The organism is Corynebacterium sp. UMB2355A, assembly GCF_033877495.1.
Classification (GTDB): domain Bacteria; phylum Actinomycetota; class Actinomycetes; order Mycobacteriales; family Mycobacteriaceae; genus Corynebacterium; species Corynebacterium pseudogenitalium.
This window is the reverse complement of sequence record NZ_CP138855.1, coordinates 473,810-485,933: the sequence shown is the minus strand read 5'-3', so window position 1 is coordinate 485,933 and position 12,124 is coordinate 473,810. Positions and strand designations below refer to the sequence as shown.

Genomic DNA, 12,124 nt, shown 5'->3' with positions numbered 1-12,124 from the left:
GTAGACGTATGCACCTAGAGACTACCGAGTTACCACGACAAACCTACAACATTGGTGAGGCGCTGAGTGGCAGCGATCGCCCAAAAATCGCAAATGGCCGCGGATCAGCGGGGTAGAGGTAGTTACGTGCGACGTCGGAGAACCCAAATTTGCGGTAGAGCTTGAACGCGCCGTTGTCCTCGTGCTCGACCTCAGGGGTACACAGTAGGGCAAATTTTGCCGGCGCAAGGCGCAGGAGCTCCCGGAGCAACCTCGCGCCGATACCTCTCCCTTGATAGCTAGGGAGCACATGGATTTCAGCGACCTCAAAGTAGCTTTGGAGTAACTCCTTTTCGCTTTTCGACGGCCCCCCTTGCATGGCAAGCGCCCGCCTGAGCTGCTGATCCCACCATCGTTCACGCTGTCCCAACATTCCGTATGCAATGCCGATGATCGTGTCGTCAGCAACTGCCGCGATTGCAGTGAAGCCTGGGGAGAGAGCCTCTTGGCGCCAGGAGGAGATGCGTTGTGCCCGAACATTGACCGGGTAGTCCATGGCCTCTATATAGAGGTCGACGAGTGTGGGCGTTGCAAGAAGGTACTCGGCCGATGTGAGTCGGCGGATTTCGGTCTTCATGCCTTTATCGAACCATGAGTCCGGGAAGTTTCGCCATATTCGAACAAATGAGCGAAGTTCTGGGGGATTTGTCGGACCCATTTTCTATACTCATCTCAAATGCGAAAAGGGAAATGAAGGAGAAATCAACATGAACAGCGTTATCTCTGCGACAACGAACGAAGTTTACGGTGCTCGCGTCCGTCAATCGAAGCGTGACCAGTTTCTTGAAACCGCCGATGGCTGCCTCACGTATGCCTATGAGCGATTTGAGGAGGGGGCGTACGACGAGGCTATGGAATATGCCTACCGTGCAGCGCTGCGGACTGCGGGTGCGGTGTGTTCCGATAGTCCGGTAATCCAGAAGCGAAAGCGGCTGCCAAGTAGCGCGTGGAAAAAGCTTGCACTCACGGGGAAGGGTGGTGAGCGGTGGGCGAATGTGTTTGAGTCGTTCTCGCGGGAACGCGGCCGCGTTGCCTCGGGGATTGAGCATATGCCGCCAGCTGACAGGGTTGCGCAGTTGCTTGAGCAGGCGGAACAGTTCTACCTCGAGGCACTTCCTGCCGGAAATGGTGTTGCGGCTTAGCCTGGGCAATCTTGCCCTCGTCTCCCGGGGAACAAAGGCGCTAGGATGGCCGTTGTATGGATAGCAACGTCCGCTTTGGAGCTTGGGAGTAGAGCAGTGTCACTTTCTGAACAGGAGCAGCAAGCACTCCGCGCAATTGAGCAGTCGCTCATGGCAGATGACCCTTCATTTGTGCAAAGCGTCGGCCGAAACGCCGACTATGCGGCTCCTTCGTCCACCGGCCGGATTACGATGCGCAGCGTTGCGTTACTGGTACTTGGAGTGGTGTTGTTGCTCGGCGGTGTTGCGCTTGCCTCGCTTTCCATTTGGACAGTAATCATTAGCGTTATCGGGTTCGGCGTCATGATGGCTGGTGGAATCATGGCGTTGCGCACCCCAGCGCATGGCCCATCTGTATCGCAGTTGCGGAATGTTTCCCGGAACCAGCAGAAGTCTCCTCGAGTGAGCTCGATGGAGCAGAACTTTAAACGCCGGTTCGAGGATCGGCCTTAATGTAAAGAAGGACCACGCCCCCTTTACTGGGGGCGTTTTTATTGCCTGGGCGAAACGCCCCACTTTCACCCACAGTCTCCACTTTTGCCCACACATGTATGCGGAGATGGACTTTTGTGGGTATTTCTTTGCGTATCTAGTCGACTAGTGGGGTGATTGTGGCTATTGTGAAGCGCGAAAGGGGGAGGGAGCCCCACCGTTTTCTTGCTCGTTGACCTGCGGTTATGTTGAAGTCGGTAATCTTTTTTGTGTGTGGTGTGGCATTTGTGGGGCACAGTGGGTTAAAGTGGGGCGTAGCGGAAGGCGCGGTGGTGTGCTGACTACACACCTTTGTCGCACGAAGCAGAGAAAACTACATACATCACGTGTCTGACGGCGTAGAGGAAGGTGGGTCGCCCGATGTTTCTGGGAACCTACACTCCCAAGCTTGATGACAAAGGACGCTTGACGCTGCCTGCGAAGTTCCGAGAGGACCTCGCGGACGGGCTGATGGTGACCAAGGGGCAAGATCACTCTTTGGCGGTCTACCCCCGTGCGGAGTTCGCAGCGCGAGCCAAAAAGGCTGCTGCAGCATCCCGCACGAACCCGAAGGCTCGTGCGTTCATTCGTAATCTGGCTGCCAGTGCGGATGAGCAAACGCTTGACGGTTCTGGTCGTATCACGTTGTCGGCGTCGCACCGAGAATACGCAAACCTTTCAAAGGAGTGCGTGGTTATCGGTTCTGTAGATTTTCTCGAGATCTGGGATGCACAATCCTGGGCTCAATATCAAGAAGAGACTGAAGCTGCCTTCTCGGCGGCGGATGACGACGACATACTCTCCGGTCTGCTGTAAGGCTGACTACCTGACAGCGGACATCGACTACTGACGGAGAGCGTGTACGGACTCTATCCCGGGCGTGAAGCGTTCTGGTGTACTTCCCCGACATCAGAGCAGCCGCCCGGGGTAGGGCTCTATACGCTCCCCAAACATGGGTGTAGGTAATTTTCAGAACAACGCAGTGAAGGGAGTGTGCCCGACAATGGTAGAAGTCGCGATGGACTTTGATCCGGTGGCAAACCGTGGCCACGTTCCCGTGATGCGTAACCGGATGGCGGAATTGCTCGCACCAGCAGTTGAGCAATTCGGCGATCACGCAGTCATTATCGACGGCACCCTCGGCGCAGGCGGCCACACTGAGTACTTTCTTTCTACATTTCCAAACGCGTACGTTATTGGAATCGACCGCGACCCAAACGCGTTAGCTGCGGCAACGGAGCGTCTGGCTCCATTCGGCGACCGTTTTGTTCCGGTGCAAGCCCGTTTTGACGCAATTGGCGAAGTTGCTGCTTCTGACGAGCGAGTGCCTTTCGGAATCGTTCGCGAAAATGGAGTTGCCGGGGCGCTGTTTGACCTTGGCGTTTCCTCGATGCAACTCGATCAGGAAGAACGCGGTTTCGCGTACAAGGTCGATGCCCCGCTAGATATGCGGATGGATACGACGCAATCGCTCACTGCCGCTGACGTGCTGAATACCTACTCGCACGGTGACTTGGCACGCATATTGAAGACGTACGGAGACGAGCGTTTTGCGGGAAAGATTGCTCGGGCGATTGTTCAGCAGCGTGAACAGGAGCCATTCACAACGAGTGCGCGTCTGGTGGAGCTGCTGTACGACACGATTCCGGCAGCCACACGTAGGTCGGGCGGGCACCCGGCAAAGCGAACGTTCCAGGCGCTGAGGGTTGAAGTGAACCGCGAGCTCGAAGCGGTCGAGCAAGTCCTCCCCGTCATTACTGACCTCCTCGGAGTTGGTGGACGTGCGGTCTTCATGAGCTATCAATCGCTGGAAGACAAAATCGTCAAGGCGGCGTTTCGGGAACTCACGGAGTCGAAAACCCCACCGGGGCTCCCGATGGACTTACCCGGTACGCAGCCGCTGTTTCGATCCATCACAAATGGGTCGGAGAAGGCGTCGAAAACTGAAATTGAACATAACCCTAGAGCGGCGTCCGTACGGGTACGTGGTGTCGAGAAACTAGCACAAGGCAACTAAGGAACTGATCAATCATGGCAGCACGAGAGCACAGCGGATCGAACATGACGCTGACGCGCGGTGATCAGGCGCGCCCGCAGACGCGGCGCTCCGGCCAGCAGCGTAGCGCGAACACTCGGCTGCTCAACCCGGGAATTCGGCCACACGTCCCACACCCGCGTACTCACGGGCGGTTGGGGTCGAAGCAGATTGTGTCCTACCGCGGCAGGAGGATTGCGCAGCCGGCTGTCGCTAAGAAACAGTTGTCGCTGACGTTCACAGTGACGGTGGTACTGCTGGTATTCGGGGTTGTTGCTGCGATGGGGCTCAGCGCTTTGTCGACGACGCAAACGTTTACCATTCAGCGCCTTCAGGCGCAGGAACGAGAGCTGACCAACCGTGTCGAATCGCTGACCCGCGACCTTGAGGACCGCAAATCATCCGCAGAGATTGCACAACGTGCAGGTGACGCAGGCCTGTTGGTTCCATCGGCTCCAGGGATCGTTGCGGTGCATGAAGATGGCAGTGTGCATGAGCAGCGTCCGTTCGACCCGAACGCAACTGTCGGTGTGGTGGACGTGAATGAGTCTCACGCACGATCTGGGCGCGCGTCGAGTGACCAGCAAGCAACTCGCGAAATCGGTGATTCTTTGACGCAGCTTCCTGGCAATAACGTGCTTGGCAGCACTTCTCGTTTGGACAACGTGGCGCCGTATGCGCCGAATGTCCCACCTACGCTCTAAGCTCTAAGGGCACGAATCGTTTCTTACCCGTTGAATGCAATTGAGTGAGGTGAATATAGGGCAGTGGTCGAATCGCACCCGGACCGGAGAAAACGAACTGCTCGGCCACGTGCCCTGCAAGCACCTCAAGCGCCTAAGACACGGCGAAGTGTGTTGCACCAGCGGTCCCAATGGGCAGTAATTCTGTTTCTTGTAGTCAGCGTATTTTTGGTCGGCAGGCTGTTTCTTGTGCAGGTGGTGTGGGGCCCACAGCTGCGCGAGCAGGCGCAGTTGCAGCGCGCCAGGATTTACACTGACCCCGCGCGGCGCGGTGAGATCGTGGACCGCGAAGGTAACCACCTGGCGTACACGATGCAGGCGCGGTCGTTGACTGTGTCGCCGGTGACGCTTCGTAAGGAATTGCGTGAGCAGGTCATGCTCAATGAAAACATTCCGAATCTCGACGATGACGCGACGCGAGCCATGGTTGACGCGAGAGTCGAGGATATTCTGCGCACGATGGCCAACGAGATTCCCGTCATGATTGGCGAGGCAATGGGCGAAGAGGACGTCGATAGGCGACGAGACAATGACGATATGCGCAGTGTGGGCAAGGTTGACGCACGCGACATCCTCGAGAAGCTGCACGCGGATTCGAACTACGAGGTACTTGTCCGGAACGTGGACCCTGATGTGGCGTCGAACATTGCTGCTGAGTTCCACGGCGTGGCCTCGGACCACCAGGACATCCGGCAGTACCCGAACGGGGCGATTGCTGAAAACATCCTCGGCAAGGTGTCGATGGACGGGCAGGGACAGTTTGGGCTTGAAGCATCGAGTGATGCGGTGCTCACCGGGATCAACGGGCGCAAGACAGAGGACGTGTCGAACGACGGGCAGTCCATCCCCGGTACGCTGCGCGATGTTGTACCCGCGGTGGATGGCGCGAAGATCACCTTGACGATCGACCTGGACCTGCAGTCGTTTGTGCAGCAGACTCTGGAGAACGCGAAACGGAACTCGTTGGCAAAGGACGCCGAGGCAGTAGTGCTCGATGCCCGCAGTGGTGAAGTGCTAGCAATGGCGAATACCTCTACTATTGACCCGAACGGGGACATCGAACGGCAGCTGCGCGAAGGGAAGGACTTCAGCAATAACGCGATCTCGCACCCGTTTGAGCCGGGTTCCGTGGCGAAGATTATCGCAGCGACTGCGGCAATTGAGGAGAAGGTGACTACTCCGGAAGAAGTACACCAAGTGCCGGGCTCTATCGACATGGCTGGTATTACTGTGCGCGACGCGTGGGAGCATGGCGTGATGCCGTACACCACAGCGGGCATCTTCGGGAAGTCCTCGAATGTGGGCACCTTGCAGATTGCGCAGAAGCTGGGCGAGGAGCGCTATTGGGATTACCTGCAGCGCTTCGGAATCGGAAACACAACCGGCATTGAGCTGCCCAACGAGTCCGCCGGTCTGTTGCCAGTGCTAGAGCAGTGGTCCGGAGGAACGTTTGCGAACCTACCAATTGGGCAGGGAATGAGCTGGACAGCGCTTCAGATGGCCAGCGTCTATCAAACGCTTGCCAACGGTGGCGAGCGGATTACGCCTCGCATTATCCGCAGCATTGAAAGTGCAGAGGGCACACCGCTGGAACAGCCCGAACCTGAGCGGCATCGTGTGGTGTCGGAGGCGACGGCACGCACAGTCGTGGACATGTTCCGTTCCACGTTCCAAAACGACCCGGCGGGGATCAACAACGGTACCGCCCAGAACAGCCAACTTCCTGGCTATCAGCTTTCGGGCAAGACTGGTACCGCGCAAAAGGTGAATCCTGAGACTGGCGCCTACTCGCAAAACCAGTTCTGGATTACGTTTGCTGGCATCGCGCCTGCGAACGATCCGCGATTTGTCGTGGCCGTCATGCTTGATGAGCCGCAGCGAGGTACACGAGAAGGCGGAGCCGGTGGACAGTCGGCAGGTCCGGTGTTTACTGAAATCGCCAGCTGGCTGATCAATAGGGAGAACTTGCCGCCTAGCCCAGAAGCGGACCAGTACGTTTTGCAAGCCCAGTAGGGAAGTTTCACAATGAATGACATGACGCAGACAACACCGAACGCGCCTACCCTGGAGGCGCTCGCAGCGCTGTCCGGTGGGACGCTCCACAACGCCCCAGATCAGCCGCTGCACATTGAAGAGATTGCACTCGATTCGTCGAAGATTGCCCCAGGCGGACTGTTCGCAGCTTTGCCCGGCACCCGCGTGCATGGTGCAACGTTTGCAAAGCAGTGCCCAGCGGGCGCCATCTTTACTGACAATGCAGGCGCGAAGATCCTCGAGGGCCAAGGGGAAACGCGGCCGGTGCTGGTCGTCGAAGACGTTCGCGAAGTTCTCGGCGATGTGTCAGCCGAGGTGTATGGTCACCCATCCGAGCACATGACGCTGCTCGGGGTTACCGGCACCTCTGGCAAGACTACCGTGACGTACATGCTGGAGAAGGGGCTTGAGGCAGCAGGAGCGAAGGTTGGTCTGATTGGCACCACCGGCACGAAGATTCTCGGCGAATACGTTCCAACGTCCCTGACTACCCCGGAAGCTCCGACGCTGCAGGCTCTGTTCCGCCGCATGCTGCAGGCTGGAGTGACGCACGTAGTGATGGAGGTTTCTTCCCACGCGCTCATGCTTGGCAGGGTGAGTGGCACGTCTTTCGATGTCGCTGGGTTTACAAACCTGAGCCAGGATCACCTGGACTTCCATAAAACAATGGAGGAGTACTTTGAGGCGAAGGCGCTCTTCTTTGACCCGACGTCGCGCAGTGCCGCGAAACGCGCGGTAGTTTGCGTCGATGACGAGTGGGGCGAGCGCATGGCTGACCGGGCACAGCACCCGGTTCGCGTTGGCACCCACGGCCAAGTTGGGGTCGACGTGAGCGCGAAGCAGCTGTCCGCAGACAAGACTGGCGCGCAAGAGATTTCCTTATCGACGCCCACTTCGACCCACACGTTGACGCTGCAAATGCCGGGCGCGTTCAACGTGGCTAACGCTGCCTTGGCAACCGCTATGGCGTACACCGCCGACGTTGATGTAGATGCATTCATGAAGGGCCTATCAAAAGCGCAGGTCCCTGGACGTATGGAACGCATCGACTGCGGGCAACCGTTTGTTGCAGTCGTGGACTACGCGCATAAGCCTGCGGCCATCGCAGCCGTGCTGGATACGCTCCGAAAGCAAGTGGCTGGACGCGTCGGCATTGCTGTTGGCGCCGGCGGGGACAGGGATGCGTCGAAACGCGTCATCATGGGCCGCGAATCTGCGCAGCGTGCTGACTTCGTAGTGGTGACTGATGATAACCCGCGTACAGAGGCCCCAGCATCGATCCGCGCGGAGGTGCTGCGTGGTGCATTGGAACTCGCGGATGCTCCCCACCACCCGGAGGTGCGTGAAATCGGCGACCGCGCTGCGGCGATTGACGCTCTGGTGCAGTGGGCACAGCCGGGAGATGCGGTCATTGTCGTTGGCAAGGGGCATGAAGTCGGCCAGATTGTTGGCACTACGACGCACCACTTCGATGATCGGGAAGAGATGCGTCGCGCCCTAGAAACTTTCGCGAGGTAACAGTAGATAATGATTGCATGTTCGTTGGGTGAGATCGCCGAGATCGTCGGGGGAACGCTGTCGAAGGAGGCGGACCCCGAGGCGAAAGTATCGGGTGGCGTCGAGTTTGATTCGCGGAAGGTGTCTGAGGGTGACCTTTTCCTTGCGCTGAAAGGCGCGCGGGTTGATGGACACGACTTCGTCGGCACGGCATTGGAGCAGGGCGCGGTAGCCGCCATAACCACGCGCGACGTGGGTGCTCCTGCGGTGATCGTTCCGTGCGCCGAGGTTCGGCCAGATGACAACTCTGACTTGGCTGCGAGCGACCCAACGGGCAGTGCACTCGGTGTTGTCGCGGGCCTTTCGAAGCTCGCAGCGCACGTGGCTCGCCGCCTAGTTCGCGAACACGGACTCACGATTGTCGGCGTGACAGGATCGGCGGGGAAGACCTCGACGAAAGACCTGATCGCTGCGGTGCTTCGCCACAAAGGCGAGACCGTGGCTCCTCCGGGATCCTTTAATAACGAGATCGGTCACCCGTACACGGTGCTGCGCTGCACACAGGAGACGGCGTTTTTGGTGGCGGAGATGTCCGCGAGGGGCATTGGGCACATCGCGCATCTTGCAAAGATTGCCCCGCCATCAATCGGCGTGGTGCTGAACGTCGGCTCCGCACACCTTGGGGAGTTTGGCTCGCGCGAGGCGATTGCTCAGGCGAAGGGCGAGTTAGTCGAATCACTCCCTGATGCGGATCACGGTGGAATCGCCATCTTGAACGCCGATGACCCATTTGTTGCAGGTATGCGCCCCCGCACAACTGCGAAGGTGTGGATGTTTTCGGCTGAGGGATCGCCCGAAGCAGACTTTTTTGCTACGGACATCTCATTGGACGAGGTTGCCCGAGCATCGTTTGTGATGCACACGCCAGACGGGCAACAGCACAGAGTTCACCTGGGCGTGCACGGCGCCCACCAGGTTGGCAATGCGCTAGCTGCGGCGGCAGTTGGTTTCGGCGCAGGCATGCAGCCTGAAGCGATCGCGGCAGCGCTGAGCCAGGCACGGACCGTATCCGTGAATCGCATGGATGTGCGCACCCGCGAGGATGGCGTGACTGTCATTAACGACGCGTACAACGCAAACCCTGAATCGATGCGTGCCGGTATCGCAGCGCTTGCGTCGACGGCTGCCGCACACCCGGGGGCGCGCTCGATAGCGGTGCTCGGTGAGATGGGCGAGCTCGGCGAGGAGTCCGCGTCAGCCCACGCCGAGCTCGCCGCAGAACTGGTAAAGCACAACATCACGGACCTCGTAGCAGTGGGGCAAAGTGACGCGATGGAATCGCTGGCGCAAGCGGCACAGCAGCAGGGCATCGCCACACAGTCTGTTGCCGATAGTGCCGAGGCAAGCAACGCTGTCGAAGCTACGATTGCCACTGCCACACCCCCGCCAGCAGTGGTGCTGGTCAAAGCGTCGAACGCCCAAAAGTTGTGGGTGGTGGCTGAACAACTCATGCGCACCCGTACGCTTGACAGTCAAAGTAAGTCAACCAATGAGAATGAAGCAAGGTAGCAGTCTCACATGATTCAAGTAATTGTCGCAGGAGTTATTAGCTTCCTCGTTTCCATTTTTGTCACACCTTTGTTGATTCGGTATTTCCACCGCCGCGAGATCGGCCAGGAAATTCGGGAGGACGGGCCGCAGTCGCACGCGCGGAAGCGCGGCACCCCAACGATGGGTGGCATCGCTATTTTGCTCGCGATCACGCTGGGCTACTTGGCTAGCTCGATTGTCGCGCTGGCCACTAACCACGCGGCGTTTACCGCGAGCGGCGTCATCGTGCTGGGCTTGACATTGGCGCTTGGCCTGGTCGGGCTTGCCGACGACGGTATTAAACTCTTCATGAAGCGCAATCTCGGTTTGAACAAGACCGCGAAGCTTGTGTCCCAGTTTGCAATTGCCATTGTTTTCGGCCTGCTGATCACGCGATTCCCTGACGAGAACGGCTTGACGCCAGGCTCGACCCTGCTCAGTTTTGTGCGCGATATCGAAACGATTGACATCGCGGTCGGCGGCGGAATCCTTGGCGCAATCCTGTTCCTGATCTTTATTTACATTCTGCTGGCTGCTTGGTCGAACGCGGTAAACCTCACCGACGGGCTCGACGGGTTGGCCGCTGGTACGACTGCTCTGGTGATGGCCGCGTACACCATGATCACGTTCTGGCAGTTCCGGAATTCTTGCGAGGCAGCGCTGGCAGCGGGTTGCTACAACGTCCGCGACCCGCTTGACTTGGCGGTGCTTGCGGCTGCAGGCTTCGGTGCCTGCGTTGGATTCCTGTGGTGGAACGCGTCCCCGGCTAAGATTTTCATGGGTGATACGGGTTCGCTGGCGCTCGGTGGCCTCGTAGCGGGCCTGTCAGTGGCTTCCAAGACCGAGCTTCTGATGATCATCATTGGCGCACTCTTCGTGCTCGAGGCAGCCTCGGTGGTCATCCAGGTGGCATCGTTTAAGTCCACCGGCAAGCGCGTGTTCCGGATGGCGCCGTTCCACCACCACTTTGAGCAAGGAGGCTGGGCGGAGACAACCGTGGTTGTGCGTTTCTGGCTCATCGCTGCGATGGCGGTCGCGCTCGGCACCGCAATTTTCTACGGTGAATGGCTCACACAGAACGGAGTGACGCTGTCATGATCGATACGAGTGTGATCCCCGCAGAGATTTCCCGTGGCGTGCTGCTGGCTGGAGCGGGCGTTTCGGGCCGAGGGGTGCTCGGTATGCTCCAGCAGGTCGGCGTTCCATGCATCGTCGCGGACGACAGCGAGGAAAACCGCGAGTTCGCTGAGCGCACGTGGGGAGTGCGGGCCGTCGATACGCAGCTGGCACACGAGTACTTCTGTGAGGTCGGGGTAGTAGTGACGTCTCCAGGGTGGAGGCCCGACACGCCGCTGCTTGTCGACGCCGCCTCGGCCCAACTCGATGTCATCGGTGATGTCGAGCTGTGCTACCGGTTGGATCGCGCGGGCGTGTTCGGGCCACCGCGCGAGTGGCTCGTTGTGACAGGCACGAACGGTAAAACCACCACCACTGGCATGCTCGCAGCCATGATGCAGGAGGCATCTGCCCGCACTGGTAAGCGTGCGCTGGCGTGCGGCAACATCGGTACCGCCGTGGCTGACGCGGTGGTGGATCCCCAGCGTGTCGATGTGCTCGTGGCCGAGCTGTCCAGTTTCCAGTTGCATTGGTCGAGCCAGCTCGTTCCCAACGCGGCAGTTCTACTCAACCTTGCGGACGACCACATTGACTGGCACGGCTCATTCGAGGCGTATGCGGCTGCGAAGGCGAAGGTGCTCAAAGCCCCGAACGCCGTGGTCGGCACCGATGACGAGCACGTGCAAGCGATCGTGGCACAGAATGACCGCAAGCAATTCTTCGGTTTTACGCTCGGCCAGCCCGAAGAGGGCCAGGTCGGTGTTATCGACGGCAAGCTCGTTGCGCGCCGCGACGGGGTGGTCCTTGAACTGGCAGATACGAATGGCATTGAACCCGCGGGTGCTGCAGGCGTGCTGGACGCAGGCGCCGCCGCTGCCGTGGCGTTGCTGTGTGGTGCGACATCCTCTGAGATTCGTGAAGCACTCGCAGGCTTCCACGTTGCGGGGCATCGCGGAGCCGTGGTCCACGAGGCGAACGGCGTTCGGTGGATCGACAACTCGAAGGCGACGAACCCGCACGCGGCTGATTCGGCGTTGACCGGGGCGGGCACCGTCGTGTGGGTTGCAGGTGGTCAGCTGAAGGGCGCTGCGATTGATGAGGTCGTCGAAAAACATGTGGGGCACATGCGTGCCGTAGCGCTGCTTGGGGTCGACCGCATGGAAATTTACGACGCCGTCAAGCGGCTGGCACCTGACCTGCCTATCTTTGCGACAGACTCGACTGACCCTGAGGCGGCAATGGATGCCGTGGTTCGCTTTGCTGGAGAGCACGCGCAGCCTGGCGATAGCGTTGTGCTGGCACCGGCTGCCGCGAGCCTGGACATGTATCCGGGTATGTCTGCGCGTGGCGACGCGTTTCGTGCGGCCGCCAAGCGACACTTTTCACTACAGTAACTTGAGACACAGCAGTGTTCGAAG

At 59.2% G+C, this 12,124-nt stretch carries 11 protein-coding genes; 10 read left to right on the top strand and 1 reads right to left on the bottom strand.

The window, feature by feature from the left end:
• Positions 1–43: 43 nt before the first annotated feature.
• Positions 44–616: a GNAT family N-acetyltransferase gene (locus tag R0V12_RS02360; protein ID WP_320072745.1), complete on the bottom strand. Its 573-nt coding sequence runs from the start codon at positions 614–616 to the stop codon at positions 44–46.
• A gap of 130 nt (positions 617–746) precedes the next feature.
• On the opposite strand from R0V12_RS02360, the gene R0V12_RS02355 reads away from it, so the two are divergent.
• From R0V12_RS02355 to murD, 10 genes are all read left to right on the top strand, one after another.
• Positions 747–1,181, top strand: coding sequence for an SAV_6107 family HEPN domain-containing protein (locus tag R0V12_RS02355; protein ID WP_256005194.1), 435 nt, complete (start codon positions 747–749; stop codon positions 1,179–1,181).
• Positions 1,182–1,277: 96 nt separating this feature from the next.
• Entirely contained in the window at positions 1,278–1,673 is a 396-nt protein-coding gene (locus R0V12_RS02350; protein WP_320072744.1) for a DUF3040 domain-containing protein, read from the top strand.
• A 399-nt stretch (positions 1,674–2,072) separates the two neighbouring features.
• On the top strand, positions 2,073–2,507 hold the full coding sequence (gene mraZ / locus R0V12_RS02345) for a division/cell wall cluster transcriptional repressor MraZ (RefSeq protein WP_070362207.1): 435 nt from the start codon (positions 2,073–2,075) through the stop codon (positions 2,505–2,507).
• A gap of 202 nt (positions 2,508–2,709) precedes the next feature.
• The gene (gene rsmH, locus R0V12_RS02340) at positions 2,710–3,708 is read left to right on the top strand and encodes a 16S rRNA (cytosine(1402)-N(4))-methyltransferase RsmH (protein WP_320073005.1); all 999 of its coding nucleotides are present in this window, start codon (positions 2,710–2,712) and stop codon (positions 3,706–3,708) included.
• Between the two features lie 14 nt (positions 3,709–3,722).
• Positions 3,723–4,430 carry a cell division protein FtsL gene (ftsL, locus tag R0V12_RS02335; protein ID WP_070362209.1) on the top strand — a complete coding sequence of 236 codons (708 nt, stop codon included), beginning with the start codon at positions 3,723–3,725 and terminating at the stop codon, positions 4,428–4,430.
• Between the two features lie 150 nt (positions 4,431–4,580).
• Entirely contained in the window at positions 4,581–6,482 is a 1,902-nt protein-coding gene (locus tag R0V12_RS02330; RefSeq protein ID WP_320072743.1) for a peptidoglycan D,D-transpeptidase FtsI family protein, read from the top strand.
• A gap of 21 nt (positions 6,483–6,503) precedes the next feature.
• Complete coding sequence (locus tag R0V12_RS02325) at positions 6,504–8,021, top strand: UDP-N-acetylmuramoyl-L-alanyl-D-glutamate--2,6-diaminopimelate ligase (RefSeq protein WP_320072742.1); 1,518 nt, start codon at positions 6,504–6,506, stop codon at positions 8,019–8,021.
• Between the two features lie 9 nt (positions 8,022–8,030).
• Positions 8,031–9,569: a UDP-N-acetylmuramoyl-tripeptide--D-alanyl-D-alanine ligase gene (locus R0V12_RS02320; RefSeq protein ID WP_320072741.1), complete on the top strand. Its 1,539-nt coding sequence runs from the start codon at positions 8,031–8,033 to the stop codon at positions 9,567–9,569.
• 9 nt (positions 9,570–9,578) lie between these two features.
• Positions 9,579–10,688 (top strand): phospho-N-acetylmuramoyl-pentapeptide-transferase, encoded by a 1,110-nt coding sequence (gene mraY / locus R0V12_RS02315; RefSeq protein ID WP_070478780.1) that lies wholly within the window; start codon positions 9,579–9,581, stop codon positions 10,686–10,688.
• On the top strand, positions 10,685–12,100 hold the full coding sequence (murD, locus tag R0V12_RS02310) for a UDP-N-acetylmuramoyl-L-alanine--D-glutamate ligase (RefSeq protein WP_320072740.1): 1,416 nt from the start codon (positions 10,685–10,687) through the stop codon (positions 12,098–12,100). Before mraY ends, murD begins: the two co-directional genes overlap by 4 nt.
• Positions 12,101–12,124 lie beyond the last annotated feature (24 nt).